The sequence below is a fragment of the Pseudodesulfovibrio aespoeensis Aspo-2 genome (assembly GCF_000176915.2).
GTDB lineage: Bacteria > Desulfobacterota > Desulfovibrionia > Desulfovibrionales > Desulfovibrionaceae > Pseudodesulfovibrio > Pseudodesulfovibrio aespoeensis.
Genome location: NC_014844.1, coordinates 1,377,358 through 1,392,184, shown reverse-complemented (window position 1 = coordinate 1,392,184; position 14,827 = coordinate 1,377,358). Strand labels below are relative to the sequence as shown.

At 62.4% G+C, this 14,827-nt stretch carries 12 protein-coding genes, 1 tRNA gene and 1 other RNA gene; 3 read left to right on the top strand and 11 right to left on the bottom strand.

Annotation, left to right across the window (positions count from 1 at the left end; genetic code table 11):
• Positions 1-136 precede the first annotated feature (136 nt).
• On the bottom strand, positions 137-1,330 hold the full coding sequence (locus tag DAES_RS06110; RefSeq protein WP_013514162.1) for an OmpP1/FadL family transporter: 1,194 nt from the start codon (positions 1,328-1,330) through the stop codon (positions 137-139).
• Positions 1,331-1,622: 292 nt separating this feature from the next.
• Here DAES_RS06110 and DAES_RS06105 point away from each other — a divergent pair, with 292 nt between their 5' ends.
• Positions 1,623-2,066, top strand: coding sequence for a hypothetical protein (locus DAES_RS06105; RefSeq protein ID WP_013514161.1), 444 nt, complete (start codon positions 1,623-1,625; stop codon positions 2,064-2,066).
• Between the two features lie 97 nt (positions 2,067-2,163).
• On the opposite strand, the gene DAES_RS06100 is transcribed toward DAES_RS06105, so the two are convergent.
• Positions 2,164-2,910: a DUF4198 domain-containing protein gene (locus DAES_RS06100; protein ID WP_013514160.1), complete on the bottom strand. Its 747-nt coding sequence runs from the start codon at positions 2,908-2,910 to the stop codon at positions 2,164-2,166.
• A gap of 115 nt (positions 2,911-3,025) precedes the next feature.
• Positions 3,026-3,955: a bile acid:sodium symporter family protein gene (locus DAES_RS06095; RefSeq protein WP_013514159.1), complete on the bottom strand. Its 930-nt coding sequence runs from the start codon at positions 3,953-3,955 to the stop codon at positions 3,026-3,028.
• Between the two features lie 958 nt (positions 3,956-4,913).
• On the opposite strand from DAES_RS06095, the gene ffs reads away from it, so the two are divergent.
• Positions 4,914-5,007: signal recognition particle sRNA small type (gene ffs, locus DAES_RS17290), an RNA gene on the top strand.
• A 150-nt stretch (positions 5,008-5,157) separates the two neighbouring features.
• Here ffs and DAES_RS06090 read toward each other — a convergent pair.
• The 4 genes from DAES_RS06090 to DAES_RS06075 form a co-directional block, all read right to left on the bottom strand.
• Entirely contained in the window at positions 5,158-5,880 is a 723-nt protein-coding gene (locus tag DAES_RS06090) for a substrate-binding periplasmic protein (protein ID WP_013514158.1), read from the bottom strand.
• Between the two features lie 192 nt (positions 5,881-6,072).
• Positions 6,073-6,164 (bottom strand) — tRNA-Ser (locus DAES_RS06085).
• Positions 6,165-6,260: 96 nt separating this feature from the next.
• The gene (locus DAES_RS06080) at positions 6,261-7,178 is read right to left on the bottom strand and encodes a dihydroorotate dehydrogenase (RefSeq protein WP_013514157.1); all 918 of its coding nucleotides are present in this window, start codon (positions 7,176-7,178) and stop codon (positions 6,261-6,263) included.
• A 26-nt stretch (positions 7,179-7,204) separates the two neighbouring features.
• On the bottom strand, positions 7,205-7,990 hold the full coding sequence (locus DAES_RS06075) for an iron-sulfur cluster-binding protein (protein WP_013514156.1): 786 nt from the start codon (positions 7,988-7,990) through the stop codon (positions 7,205-7,207).
• Positions 7,991-8,001: 11 nt separating this feature from the next.
• On the opposite strand from DAES_RS06075, the gene DAES_RS06070 reads away from it, so the two are divergent.
• Positions 8,002-9,984: a peptidase U32 family protein gene (locus tag DAES_RS06070; RefSeq protein WP_013514155.1), complete on the top strand. Its 1,983-nt coding sequence runs from the start codon at positions 8,002-8,004 to the stop codon at positions 9,982-9,984.
• An 81-nt stretch (positions 9,985-10,065) separates the two neighbouring features.
• Here DAES_RS06070 and DAES_RS06065 read toward each other — a convergent pair whose 3' ends face one another.
• The 4 genes from DAES_RS06065 to DAES_RS06050 are packed head-to-tail and all read right to left on the bottom strand — an operon-like array spanning position 10,066 to position 14,822.
• Positions 10,066-10,848, bottom strand: coding sequence for a PhzF family phenazine biosynthesis protein (locus tag DAES_RS06065; protein WP_013514154.1), 783 nt, complete (start codon positions 10,846-10,848; stop codon positions 10,066-10,068).
• Positions 10,849-10,861: 13 nt separating this feature from the next.
• Positions 10,862-13,207 carry a penicillin-binding protein 1A gene (locus DAES_RS06060; RefSeq protein ID WP_013514153.1) on the bottom strand — a complete coding sequence of 782 codons (2,346 nt, stop codon included), beginning with the start codon at positions 13,205-13,207 and terminating at the stop codon, positions 10,862-10,864.
• 5 nt (positions 13,208-13,212) lie between these two features.
• Positions 13,213-13,776, bottom strand: coding sequence for a YkgJ family cysteine cluster protein (locus DAES_RS06055; RefSeq protein WP_013514152.1), 564 nt, complete (start codon positions 13,774-13,776; stop codon positions 13,213-13,215).
• Between the two features lie 14 nt (positions 13,777-13,790).
• Entirely contained in the window at positions 13,791-14,822 is a 1,032-nt protein-coding gene (locus tag DAES_RS06050) for a KpsF/GutQ family sugar-phosphate isomerase (RefSeq protein WP_013514151.1), read from the bottom strand.
• Positions 14,823-14,827: the final 5 nt, after the last annotated feature.

Sequence of the window (14,827 nt, the reverse complement as noted above, 5' to 3'; positions counted from 1 at the left end):
CGTGAGTGTCGGCCCGAATCCGGACCGGACCCACCCTTCACCACACGACCGCGAGCTGTCAACCCGCAGCCGCCTCGGCCAAAGAAAAAGCCCCTGCGCGGGCAGGGGCTCATGACGGACAGGAATTGGGGAGGAACTAGAAATCGTACCCCACGGACAGGCCTGTTATCCACGTCTTGCCGTCCTTGAAGTCAACACTGTAGGAACCGCCCAGCGGGTTGGATATCCCAAGCCCATGGCGTTCCTTGGCCTTCACATACATGAAGGACCAATCAAGCGTCCACTTGTCTCCCTTGAGGCCAAGGCCGGTGGAAAAGAGCTGGCGGTCGTTGCACGGCAGCATGAAGGACGAATAGCCCGCCCTGGTGGGCGTCTGGTCGTAGGCATAACCGAACCGCATGGCGAACCAGTCCGTGGCCCAGTACTCGGTGCCCACCTGGAACCGCCAGGTATTCTTGTAATGGAGTTGGTCGCTGGCGACAAGGATGCCACTGTAATCCATGGCGTCCACGGAATCCCACCGGGTGTGGACCACGTCGAATTCCCAGGACCAGTTGTCCAGGGGCTGATAGCCGATGCCCAGAGTGTAGCTGCCCGGCAGGGTCGCCTCGATGGTCTGTCCGCTGGTCGCCGAAGAAGCCGTATTGGATTGACCGGACCCTTCGGTGACCATGTGCATGGGCGCGCGCCATGTCAGGCCGGCGGCCCACTGGTCGTCAATATCGTAGTGCAGGCCGATATTCCCGCCCACGGCGTAGCCTTCGGTGTTGGCGCTGAAAATATTGCCTGCAATATTCCGTTGCAGCTTGATGCCGCCCTTGAGAACCTCGACTCCAACCGCTGCCGAGAAATCGTCAGAGAACTTGAAGGCCATGTTGGGGTTGAGCGAGACGGAGGTCAGGTCCACGTACTGCAACTTAGCCTTGCCGGTCCAGTCATCCTGGTAATGGGTGCCCAGGCCGAACCGGGTGAACATGCCAACGCCGAACCAGACGTTCTCGTTGGATTCCATCTGGCGGGTGTAGTAGGCGTGGGGCACGGTGTAGATGTTGGCCTTGGTCTTGTTCTTGTGACCATCAACCACCACCGTGGACTGCGGCGAGATGAGCACGGCACCGGCCAGGGCGTGGGACCCTTCCAGCTTGGTCATGAGCGCCGGGTTGGTGGCGATGACCGAAGCGTCTCCGGCAATGGCATACCCGGTAGTGGCCATGGCAACACCGCGGTTGCTCCACTCATACAATGCGAAACCACCAGCATGGACGCTGGAGGCCGTTGCCAGAAGACATACGAAAAGACTGCAGAAAACTGCAATAACTGCACGTTTCATCCTTCCCCCTTGACGGTGTCGCAGCGTGCGCGGCGACTGTCTGGCCTGATGAATCCGGCACCCTCCCAGATGCGGCGGGTTGCCCCGCCCCGGAACCATCAGGTCTGTTACTTTTTGCACAAAGCGTGTTTTTATAACCAAACCGTCACTCAATGTACAACAAAAACTGACCATCAGCCGACCAAATGCGCACGCAACAGACTGTTGTCACAGAACCAACAGAGCAGCCGGGCATGATTCTGGCATCCTGTTTGGGAACAGGAAAAAGCTGCCCGACCAGCAAGGACGCCCCATGCTCTCGAAACTGGACATCAAGGAAAAGAACTTTCACGGCCTGCTGGCCGTCGGCTGCCTCGCGGGCATTGGCGAAGGGTCGCTCCGCTATGGGTTCACCCTGCACACCGGGTTTCCGGGCATGGCCCTGACCCTGGTGGCCGCCTTCCTCGGCGGATTCACCGGATTTTTCCTGAAAGACCTGGGACGCACCCTGCGCGGACTCCCCCCCTACCGCTGCATCAACCACGACGGCTGGGTCATGGGCGCGTTCATGGGAGCCTTTCTCGGCACCCTGGTCCAGCTGGCCGACAGCGCCAGCGGCGCGAATCTCGTTGTCGGCTCCATGGTCGGCGCGTTTTTCGGGGCCATGACCGGCGCGTTCCCCGATGAGGTCATCACCCCCATCCTTGAACTGATGCGCGCGCAGGATCGGGCCAAGCCCCGCCACGGCAGCCTCTGAGCCAGCTCCCAGCCAGGAAACGGAAAAGCCCCGGTGATCGCTCACCAGGGCTCCGTGAAAGGGAGGTGATTCCTCTCACCATGTCGAAAACTCAGAATTATTGCATGTTGACCCAGATGACCGCGCCAAGCTCCAGCTCGCGGCCCTGGTAGGGTGCGGAGTCGGCGTTGAGTCCGGCAAATCCCCACCACCCCTTCCACGGGCAGGCAAAGGTGAACACGCCGTTGCCGTCGGCCACCACTTCCTGGGTGATCATGCGCTCGTTGGGCGCGGTCCGCTTGCCGTCCTGGTTGTAGAACTCGACCTCGACGCGGGTGTACGGGGCGGGCTTGCCGTCGAGCATGACCACGCCCTGGAAGACGTTGCCCGCATAGTTGCCAAAGGGCCGGGTCAGCGGGACGATCTCGGTCTTCAGGCCCAGGGGCTTGTTCCATCCCTCGCCCTCGCCGTAGGCGTCGATGACCACCTTGGTGATGTGGCGGATGTAGTTGTTCTCCGCGTCCTCCTTGTAGGGGACCGGATCAAAGACAAAGGCGTATAGGCCTGGCTCGCGCGGGGTGTATGCAACGGTCCAGGCGGTATGATCCATGACCTTGGCCGGCTTGAGGGTGCCGAGCAGGTCGGTCTTCGCCTCGCCGTTGGCCACCACGAAGAAGGCCGCGGGCTTCTCAAGCTCCATGCCCACCATCTCAAAGGGATGGGAGAAGGACAGGGTCAGGTTGACCGTCCTCTTGTCCTGGCTCAGCTCGTCGGTGTCAGGGATGAGCATGCCGAAATGCGCAAACGCCGCGCTCGCCATCAGGAGCGCCGCAGCCGTGGTCACAATCGTCATCCGTATCTTCATCAGTCCGAACCTCCCGCGTCTAGAGATATTGAATTACGTTTCGTCAGCAGCAATGCATACTGATACCAAAAGCGTAACACAAGTCAAGGCGGAAGCCGCATCTTTTCGCACCGGGTTACTCGGAGTCGTTGTTTGCGCGCCACCGTCGTGCCAGGAACACGCCGGAGATGTTGTGCCACAGGCTGAACAACGCGCCCGGCAATGCGCTGGCCGCGCCGAAGTGGGCCACGGCCAAGGCCACGCCCAGCCCGGAGTTCTGCATGCCCACCTCGATGGCCAGGGTCCGGGCGTCGCGGCGGGAGCACCGGGCCAGCCGGGCCAGGGAATAGCCTGCGGCCAGCCCCAGCCCGTTGTGCAGGACCACGGCCACGAAGACCAGGGCCGGCAGGGCCAGCAAGGTGGTCTGGTTCAGCCCGATGATGCAGGCGATGAGCATGGCGATGACCAGGATGGACAGGGAGGGAAAATACCGGAGAAACGGCTCCAGCCAGCGGCGCAGCAGGCGGCGCAGGATAAGCCCGTCCACCAGCGGGAAGACCACGATCCAGAAGACCGAGGCGACCATGCCCCAGAAGTCCATCTCCACCTTCTGCTCCAGGATCAGGTAGACGATGGCGGGCGTCAGGACCGGGGCCAGACAGGTGGAGGCCAGGGTCAGGGTCACGGACAGGGGCACGTTGGCACGGGCAAGATAGGCCACCACGTTGGAGGCCGTGCCGCCGGGACAGGCCCCCACCAGGACCATGCCCACCGTGGCCTCGGGCGGCAGCCGGAGCGCAGAGGAAATGCCCACGGCCAGCACGGGCATGATCGCGTACTGCATGAACACCCCGAACCCAACCAGCCGCCACTTGCCGAGGATATTGCGAAAATCGCCGAACTCCAGGGTCAGCCCCATGCCGAACATGATCACGCCCAGAAACAGCGGGATATGCGGCTTGATCCAGGTGAAGGACGGCGGATGCGCCAGGGCGATGGCGCACAGGGTGGCGGTGATGGGGATGAAGAAGCGCTCGATGAAGGCGGGGATGGCGTCGGGTTTCATGCCGGATGGGTGGATGAAATTTTGCAGTTTGTCAACGCGACGCGTGAAACTGATTCCTGCCTGTTGCTTTGGGAACAAGAGAGGAAGAAAGAGCCGTCGCTGTCGCTCCTCCAAGTTTAGAATTGCCCTCCCGGCGGGGTTCTTTTTTGGCTGGGCCGCCCCAAAAAAGAACCAAAAAAAGCTCGGCTTACGTGCTTGGCCGCCGCACTCCACGGCCAAGAAGCTGATCAAATCACGCTGCTCCCGAATCAAGTCCTCCGCTTCGCTCCGTCCGTGATTCGAAAGAGCCGCAGCTTGCGATTTGTCAGCTTCTAGGCCTTAGGAGGCTTAATGGCTGGGGCACTCGGAGGCCGGAAGAGCCTCGGGTACGGGAGGCGAATAGCCTTTCGGTATCCTTGTCTTTTCTTCGTATCCACACGGCGCACTCCTCGGATTGCAGGCAGAAACGGCAGCCTTTCGGTATCCTTGTCTTTTCTTCGTATCCACACGGCGCACTCCTCGGGTTGCAGGCAGAAACGGCAGCCTTTCGGTATCCTTGTCTTTTCTTCGTATCCACGCTGGTCACGCCATTTTCGATGTTGCTTACGGCAGACAGGCAATGGGCGGGAGCGTCGCAGCGCCAGTTCGTTGGCTCGCGTCTCGGGCGAAACCCGGCGGAGGCGGAGTCTTCGACGCCGACAACTGTTTCGCCAGCGGGCCGACGTTACTGGCGCGCGGCGCGGGAGACCCGATTACAGGATAAAGAGCGGTTTTTGCTTACTTTTGGGCGCTCCGGTCCAAAAGTAAGTCGGCCCGAAGGGACGAAATCTTTCCATCAAACCCGTCCATTGCAACGGCTACGGCCTTGAGGGGAAAGCGATTGTCTAATTTTGTGATTTGTGATGCGTTTGCCCTGCCGCGCCCCAACACGATGGTTGACGAACCCGGCCCGACACTGTAGGAAGTCCTTTCCCGATCAGAGGGAAGCCGGGCGGCGGCGGCGTTGAAAACCCCGTCAGGTCCGAAAGGAAGCAGCGGTATCGATTGCCGCCGGGTGTCCGGCTTCCACTCAAAGGCGCGTTCTCAGGAACGCGCTTTTTTTTGTTGCTTGGCGAGGATTGGGCGGGGACGCGAAAAAAGGCTTACGATTTTCTCCGTAAGCTATTGCAGTTTCAACAGTCTTGAGGCTGCTCCATAGTTTTCACTTCCACCACCCGACCGCCTTAGTGCAGATGACCGGTCGTTTCTTGGATGATCTTGTCATAAGTCCCATCCTTCTTCATCTCGCGTAACGCCTCAGCCACAGGGACAACGATTTCTTTGTGGCTCTTATGCAGATAGAGAAACATGTCATTCACGCACAGTGGCGGCGTAAGATGGTGAATGTCATCATACCCCAACTTATGAAGTTCCTCATACCCAGTCAGTTGAGAGTACAAAACTACATCCAACCGATCCATCTCAAGCATTTTAAACAGGGTGGCAATTTCAGTCAGGTACGTGACGTTGGGAAAACCCTTGATGTTCTGCTCCAATATCTTCCATCCACTGACAAGGCCGATCCTTAAGTCTTTGAGGCTCTCCCAATCGGAAATTGGAATATCCCTCTTGGCAAAGGCAACAAAGTGCATCTGCATATTTGGTTCAGGAACACGAACTAAATTGTTAAAACCCTGCTCCATACCTTCGATGCGATTCAACTCACCGTCCAACAACCCATCATTTACCTCAACCACTGAACGTTTCGTGGTAGTAAAAACGATCTCGACTTTAATGCCGATTCTTCGAAATGCCTCTGTGACTATCTGATCCAGCATCCCTGAACAATCAGAATTAGATAGAAGATTTCGATAGGAAGTGCTGATACGGAGGACCTTGTCTTTGGCCTCAACCGGTGAACTGAAAAAAAGGCATAATATGGCAGCGAATACGATCGCAAACTTCATAGCAACCCTCGGTTTTATTGGTCAGTCCCTAGATTTATGAAATCTCGATCACACATAATATACTACACCAAAGTTGTACCTCGTCAAGTGGCGCCATTCGGGCGCTTGACGATCTTGCAACAAATCCAAATAGTTGCGGCTGAAAACACGCAAAAAGGGCTTACGATTTTCACCGTAAGCCCTTGTGGTATCTGGCGGAGAGGAGAGGATTTGAACCTCCGTTGGAGTTCCCCCCAAACACGCTTTCCAGGCGTGCTCCTTAAACCGTACTCGGACACCTCTCCGCGTTTGAGAGGCAGTAACTAACCAAAATGAGCAGCCATGGCAAGAGAAAAGTTCCCGCAACCGGCCCGGCGGGCTCACAGTCCGGCCCGGCTGGCTCACAATGGGAGCTGGAGGCTCCCGCGGAACTCGTCGAGGCTTGATGCGCCGATCTCGGCCAGCAGGGCCGCCATCTCGTCAGCCAGGCCAAAGGCGAAGTCGGGCCGCAGGAAATTGGCCGTGCCCACCTGCACCGCGTGGGCGCCCACCAGGATGAACTCCAGGGCGTCCTCGGCGCTGGCGATGCCGCCGATGCCCACCACCGGGATGCTCACGGCCCGGACCGCCTGATGCACGCAGCGCAGGGCCACGGGCTTGATGGCCGGGCCGGACAGCCCGGCAATGACGTTGGCGATGCGCGGCTGCCTTTTGCGGATGTCCACGGCCATGCCCGAGAGGGTGTTGATCAGGGACAGGCAGTCGGCCCCGCCGTCCTCTGCAGCCCTGGCGCAGACCGTGATGTCCGTGACATTGGGCGAGAGCTTGACCATGACCGGCTTGTTCCCGGCCCTTTTTTTGACCGCCTCGGTCACGCGCGCGATCTGGGCCGGGTCCTGGCCAAAGGCGATGCCGCCCTCGCGCACGTTGGGGCAGGAGACATTGACCTCAAGGGCGGCGATACCCTCCTCGGCGGCCAGCATCCCGGCCAGCTCGCCGAACTCCGCAGCGTCGCAGGCGTAGAGATTGGCGATGATGGCCACCTCGCGCCACGGCAGGGAGGGCAACGCCTTGGCGATGAACTGCTCCACCCCCGGATTCTGGATGCCGATGGCGTTGAGCATGCCGCACGGCGTCTCGGCAATGCGCGGCATGGGATTGCCCTCGCGCGGCGCAAGGGATATGCCCTTGGCCACGATGCCGCCCAGCCGCGTGAGGTCGCCATAGGGCGCGAATTCCAGGCCGAAGCCAAAGGTGCCCGAGGCGGTCATGACCGGATTCCTGAGGCTCAGGCCGCCGAATGTGACGTGCATATCCATATGAAAAAGACTCCCTGTCGAAAAAACTAGAGCTGGACCTTGTCGGACCAGAAGATGGGGCCGCGCGTGCAGACCTGCACGTGATGCCCCTCGCCGTCGCGCGTCACGCAGCCGAGGCACGCGCCCACGCCGCAAGCCATGCGGTTTTCGAGCGACACTTGCGCCCGCGCCCCGAACTCGGCGGCAAAGGTCTGCACCGTGCGCATAAACGGGGTCGGGCCGCAGGCCAGCACCAGCCCGCCAAGGGCCGCGTATTCAGCGATCTGCGCGCGCATGGCGGCGATGATCAGGTCGAGATCGCAGGGCTGGGCCTCGAGCATGCACCGGCTGTCCACCCGCGCGGAGAGCAGGCCAAAGGGGTAACATTCCACGGGCAACCGGTGGGCCAGGAAGAGCCGCAGATTCTCCGGATGCGGATGGTGCTCGACATAACCGCGAAAAGGTGCGATGCCGATCCCCCCGGCTAGGAGCAGGGTCGGCGTGTCCGGCTCCATGGCGAACGAGTTGCCAAGCGGTCCCCACAGGGCCACCTGATCGCCCGGCGCAAGGCGCGCCATGCGGGCCGTGCCCCGCCCCACCTTCTGGATGAAGATGGTCACGCTTTCATTGTCCACCGACGAGATGGAGAAGGGCCGGGCCCAGAGCAGGTCAAGCTCCCAGGAAACGGGCCGGACCATGACGAACTGGCCGGGCTTCCACCCGTCCCAGTCGGGCAGGGAGAGCCGGATCTCGTAGAACTCGTCCGGCCTTTTTGATTGACCGACCGGGGACACTTCCAATACCGTAACATTCCGGCAGATCCTCAAGGACATACGATACCCTTATGAGCATAAAACATTTACCAGAGATCATGGCGCCCGCAGGGGATACGTCATCCTTCCTCGCCGCCGTGGCCGCCGGGGCGGACGCCGTGTACGTGGGGCTGAAACATTTCTCGGCCCGGATGCAGGCCACCAACTTCTCTATCAGCGAGCTGGCGCAACTGGCAAGCCTGGGCCGCGACCGGGGCACCAAGACCTACGTCGCCATGAACACCCTGGTCAAGCCCGGCGATCCTGAATCCGCAGGCCGACTCATCGAGCGGCTGCAAACCAACGTCAAGCCCAACGCCCTCATCGTGCAGGATCTGGCCATGATCCCCCTTGCCCGGCAGGCCGGGTTCAAGGGCGAGCTGCACCTCTCCACCCTGGCCAACCTGAGCCACCCGGCAGGCCTTGAGGTGGCAAAAAAGCTCGGCGCGACCCGCGTGGTCGTCCCCCGCGAGCTGAACCTGGACGAGGTCAAGCTCATGGCCGACGCCTGCCCCAAGGATCTGGACCTGGAGATTTTCGTCCACGGCGCGCTGTGCCACTGCGTATCGGGCCGTTGCTACTGGAGCAGCTACCTGGGCGGCAAGTCCGGCCTGCGTGGCCGCTGCGTCCAGCCCTGCCGCCGCCTGTACAAACAAGGCAAGCAGGACGCCGAACGGCTCTTCTCCTGCACCGATCTTTCCCTGGACGTATTGACCAAGCCGCTGCTGGACATGCCCAAGGTCACGGCCTGGAAGATCGAGGGCCGCAAAAAAGGCCCCCACTACGTCTACTACACGGTGCGCGCCTACCAGATGCTGCGCGACAACCCGAACGACGCCCAGGCCAAGAAGGCTGCCGTGGACCTGCTCGATCAGGCTCTGGGCAGGCCCTCCAGCCACTCCGTCTTCCTTCCCCAGCGGCCCTTCATGCCCATCCAGCCCAAGGAGGAGACCAGCTCCGGCAGGCTCGTGGGCGAGATCAAACGCGAGCAGAAGAAACTCTATTTCCAGCCCCGCGAAGACCTCCACCCCGGCGACCTCATCCGTGTGGGCTACGAGGACCAGCCAGGCCACCGGACGCTCTCCATCCGCCGCCGCGTGCCCAAGCGCGGGCGCATGGACATCCCCTACTCGGCCAAGACCCCCGGCCCACCCCTGCCCACGGGCACCAAAATATTCCTGGTGGACCGCCGCGATCCGGAGCTGGTCAAACTGATCAGGGGACTTGAGGCCGAGCTGGCCCTGTTCCCGGCCCCGGAGCCCAAGGAATCGAAATTCACGCCCAAATGGCCCAAGGACGCGGTGCGCGGCAAGGGCCGCCCGGAAAACGTCCTGCTCTTCCGCCTGCCGCCGCGCGGGCGGGTCAATGGCCGGGCCGCCTACTGGCTCGAACGCGCCTCGCTGGGCAAGGTGGCCAGGGGCCAGACGGGCCGCGCCCAGTGGTGGCTGCCCCCGGTCATCTGGCCCGACGAGGACAAGAAATACCGCACCCTGATCAAGGAAGCCATCAAGAACGGCGGGCGCGAGTTCGTCATCAACTCGCCCTGGCAGGCAGCCTATTTCGAGGACCGCAAGAACGTCGTCCTGGTGGCCGGGCCGTTCTGCAACGCGTCCAACCGGTTCGCGCTCCAGGTGCTCAAGGAGCTGGGCTGCTCGTCGGCCATCATCAGCCCGGAGCTGTCCGGCGAGGACACGCTCGAACTGTCGCGCAACACGCCCCTGCCGCTCGGGCTGGTCATCAAGGGCATGTGGCCCTTTGGCCTGTCGCGTTTCCTGGCCGAGTCGGTCCGCCTCGACGGGCCGGTCAAGAGCCCCATGCACGAGGTGCTCTTCGTTCGCAAGTACGGCCAGACCAACTGGCTCTTCCCGGCCTGGGAGCTGGACCTGAGCGAGGAATACAAGACCCTCGACCGGGCAGGCTTCAAGACCTTCGTGACCATGATCGAGGAGTGGCCCAAGGACGTGCCCAAACCAAGGCGGACCAGCACCTTCAACTGGAAGCTGCAACTGCTGTAGCCCCCGGATGCCAATGCCCGCAAAAAAAGGGGGAAGCGATCACACCGCTTCCCCCTTCTCTATTCCTGAAAACAAGAGCAACTACAGCGTGATGGTTCCCTTCATGAAGGTCACGGCGTGGCCCGCAATCTTGACGCGGCTGCCGAGGTTCTCGCAGATGAGCACGCCGCCGCGCGCCGAGACCTGCCGGGCGCGCAGGGCCGACTTGCCCAGCCGTTCGGCCCAGAAGGGCACCAGGGTGCAGTGGGCCGAGCCGGTGACCGGGTCTTCGGGCAAGCCCGTGATGGCCACAAAGGTGCGCGAGACGAAATCATGATCCAGGCCGGGCGCGGTGCAGATCATGCACAGCCCGTCGAGCTTGGAGACGAGCCGGAAGTCGGGCTTGAGGGCGCGGACCTGCTCCTCGCTGCCGAACACGGCCATCATGTCGCGTTCACCCATGAACAGCTCGTCGGGCCGCGCGCCCAGCGCCTGGGCCACCCGCTCGGTCACCTGGATGGGGCGCACGCTCCAGGCCGGAAAATCCATGGAATACAAGCCGTTCTCGCGGTCCACAAAGAGCCGCCCGCTCTTGGTCTCAAAGACCACCACCGGGTCAGTGTAGTCGAGGAATTCGTAAAGGACATGGGCGCTGGCCAGGGTGGCGTGGCCGCACAGGTCGATCTCGTAGTCCGGGGTGAACCAGCGCAGCTCGAAATACTCGCCCCGGCGCACGAAAAACGCCGTCTCGGACTGGCCGCACTCCTGGGCGATGCGCTGCATCAATCCGTCGCTCAGCCACTCGAAAAGCGGGATCACCGCAGCCGGGTTGCCGCTGAACACCTCTTCGGCAAAGGCGTCCACCTGATAGATGTCGAGTTCCATGACTAAATCCTTTTTAGAACATCTGCTTGAACAAATCGTCCGCCGAGCCGGTGGAATCCTCGCGCGATCCGGCTGGCGCGGTGGTCTCGGTCGGCTCGGTACCCACCTTGAAGGGCAGGAAAAACTCCGTACTGGAACCCGACGAGGCGAGCTTGCCCGTATTGCCGTCCACCCGGACCATAACAACTCCCGGCGGTTCGGTGAAGTCCTGATAGGGGAAATCCTCCTCCACCTGCCTGCGATAGTCCACCCACAGGGGGCTGGCTGCGCGCGATCCGGTCTCGAACTTGCCCATGGGCCGCATCTCGTCAAAACCGACGTACACGCCTGTCAGCAGGTAGGAGGTGAAGCCCATGAACCAGGCGTCGTTCTCGTTGTTCGACGTGCCGGTCTTGGCCGCCACGGGCCGGTTGAGTTCCTTGGCCCGCCAGCCGGTGCCGTGCAGCACCACCTGCTTCATCATGGTGGTCATGATGAACGCGGTCTGGGGGCTGATGGCGTCCACGGCCTCGGGGACCGAGGTGTACATCTCCTCGCCCCAGGCGGAATGGACCGAGAGCACGGTACGCGGCTTGATGTAGGAGCCGCCGCGCGCAAAGGCGGTATACGCCTCGCAGAGGTTCATGAGGGTGACCACGGACGAGCCCAGCGAGACCGAGAGGTCCGCAGGAAAATCGCTCTCAAGCCCCATGGCCCTGGCCCGATCGATGATGGTGCGGATGCCGATCTTCTGGGCCACGCGGATGGTGACGAGGTTCTTGGACTTGACCAGCGCGGTGCGCAGCAGGGTCGGCCCTTCGAAGGTGCCCTCGAAGTTTTCAGGCCGCCACAGCTTGCCCAGGGCATCGTTGGCGTAAACGATGGGGGCGTCGAGGACGATGGACGCGGGCGTGAACCCGTTGTCCATGGCCGCGGAGTAGACGATGGGCTTGAAGGCCGAACCGGGCTGGCGCTTGGCCTGGGTCGCCCGGTTGAACTGGCTCCTGTGGAAGGAATACCCGCCCGACAGGGCCAGCACCTCGCCGGTCTCCGGCTTCATGGAGACGATGGCCCCCTCCACCAGCGGCTCGCGCTCAAGGTCGAGCACCCACACGCCTTCGGGGGCATCGGGTGCCTTGGCCACCGTGGCCCAGACCACATCGCCCTTTTTAAGCACCTTGCGGGCGTCCGACGGGTCCGGAACATCCTCGTGGCTTCGCTTGATGTTGGGCTCACGCACCCACCACATGGCCTTGACAGGGATGACGCCGCTGTATTTGCCGAACCGGACCGTGGCCCTGTCCTTGTCCACCTCGGCCACCCACACCTTGAAGGGCACGGATTTGTCCTTGAGGCCGTCCGTGGCCTGGGGGCCTTGGTCAAGGATGCGGGCCACATCGCCGGGATTGACGGTCTCGATGGGACCGAGCCAGCCGCGCCGCTGGGCAGAATCAAGCAGGCCGCGCCGAAGCGCCCTTTCCGCCGCCCCCTGATGCTTGAGGTCGCACGGCGTGGTCACGGTCAGGCCCGCGGTGTAGACTTCATCCTCGCCGTACTGACCAATGAGCCAGCGGCGCACTTCTTCGAGATAATAAGCCCCGATCTGCCACGACGGCTCGGCCATGCTCTCCAGCACGATCTCCTCGGCCAGAGCCTGTGCGTGCTGCTCGGGGGTGATCCAGCGCAGGGAAAGCATCTGGTCGAGGACATAGCGCTGACGGACCTTGGCCTGTTCCAGGCTCTGATACGGATTGTAGCGGCTGGGCGCCTGGGGCAGACCGGCCAGCATGGCCGCCTGGGCCAGGGTCAGGTCCGTGGCGTGCCTGGCAAAATACGTTCTGGACGCGGCCTCGACCCCATAGGAGTTGGCACCAAGGAAGATCTGGTTGAGATAGATGGTCAGGATCTCTTCCTTGGTCAGATAGTTTTCGAGCCTGAAGGCCAGGATGGCCTCCTTGATCTTGCGGGTATAGCTGCGCTCCGGGGTCAGGAGCAGCCGCTTGATGATCTGCTGGGTGATGGTGGAGCCGCCCTGCTTGGTGCGCCCGGCCCGGACGTTGGCCACAAAGGCGCGCAGGATGGCCGTCAGGTCCACCCCGTCATGCTGGTAAAAGGCCGAATCCTCGGCGGCCAGGAACGCCTTGGGTAGGAACGGGCTCATCTGGTCGAGCGTCACCAGAAACCGCTTTTCCTTGTAGAAATAGCCGAGCACCTCGTTGTCCTTGCCGTAGACCGTGGTCACGAGCGGCGGCTTGTAGTCGGTGATGTTTCGGAAACCAGGCAGATCCTTGGACGCCCAGTGGTACAGCCCGAAGGCCGCGCCGATCCCGGCGAGCAGACAAAGCAGGAAAACAACAAGCAGAATCTTGAGCGCTTTCATGGGTATCAAAAACCTCTTTTTACCGTGCACGCACCCCGCGTGGGCGGCAACCCCCAGGCCAGCCGGAGCCTCCCATGGAGGTCCAGGACCGAGGACTTGTTCGTGTCAAAGCATTTGAGCATTCGCGGCAGCGTCTTCTCCTCCCGTCTGGCAAGGCAGGTGGGCGCGTCGAAGAACGTCACCTCCCGCCCCACCACCCAGAAGGGATAGAGCCGACAATAGTATGGCCGGGCCTCGTAGGGAATCTCGCACCCTTCCGGGCCGAGAAACCGGCACGCTCCCATGGTGTCCACCGTCAGGCGATAGTGCTCGCCCCGGGCGGGAAACAATTCGTGTATCAGGTCGCTCTCGCCCGGAAACAAACGGCAGACATTGTCGATGAAGGCCACGCTGTTGGGCGTGAGCACAAAGCCACCGGTAAAGGGGGCATGATCGCGGACGCGGTCCTTCTCCATCTGGGACACGGGAAAGCAGAACTCCTCCTGCCCTGCCGTCATGCGGCAGCAGGTGGGGCCCAGGAGGGCGCATCGGCGGCAGGTGTCGGAGTCGCTGGACCGGATCGTGGTCATGGCATCCCCGCCGATTATTCGGCGCTCCCTGACCCGGCGCTGCCAAATCCGGAGCTGCCGGAAAAGCGCAGCGCGCCCTTACCCAGGAGGTCGTGCAGGTGGACCATGCCCGCCAGCCGTCCGTCTTCCAGCACCACGGGCAGCACGGTGATCTCGTTCTGCTCCATGACATCAAGGACATGGGCCGAGGATTCTCCCACCACGGCCCGGCGCGGCGACACGGTCATGACCCCGGCCACGGGCCGGTCCATGTCCATGGCGTCCGAACAGACCAGACGACGCACATCGCCGTCGGTGAACACGCCTCTGAGCATGGTGCCGGCATCGATGATGGCCACAAGGCCGAGGCCGCCGGAGTTGAGGGCCGTGATCGCCTCCCGGACGGTCACAGTGTCGGTCACCACAGGCAGGTCGGCGGTGTGCATGAGCTGGTCCACGCACATGGCCAGCCGCTGGCCCAGGGAACCGCCGGGATGAAATTTACGGAAATCGTCCTGACCAAAGGACTTCCACTCCATGAGGCAGACGGCCAGGGCGTCGCCCACGGCCAGGTGGGCCGTGGTGCTCGACGTGGGGGCGAGCCCCATGGGGCAGGCCTCGCGCGGCACCCGGACCTCGATGGTGATGTCCGCCAGCTCGGCCATGGCCGAGGCGGTGTTGCCGGTCATGGCGATGACCGTGGCCCCCAGCGAGCGCAAGGTCGGGATGATGGCGTTGACCTCGTCGCTGCCGCCGGAATTGGACAGGGCGAGGACCACGTCCTCGCTGCGGATCATGCCCATGTCGCCGTGGGCGCCCTCCACCGGATGCAGGAAAAAGGCGGGCGTGCCCGTGCTCGACAGGGTGGCCGCGATCTTGCGTCCCACCAGCCCGGACTTGCCGATGCCGGTGATGACCACGCGGCCCCTACACTCGGCCATGAGGGTCAGGGCGCGCACGAACCCGTCACCCAGCTGCCCGGACACGGTCCGCAGTCCCTCGATCTCGATGTCGAGCACCTCGCGGGCCAGCTCAAGCCAGTCTGTTCTGTCGGACGTGCATGCCATGAGCG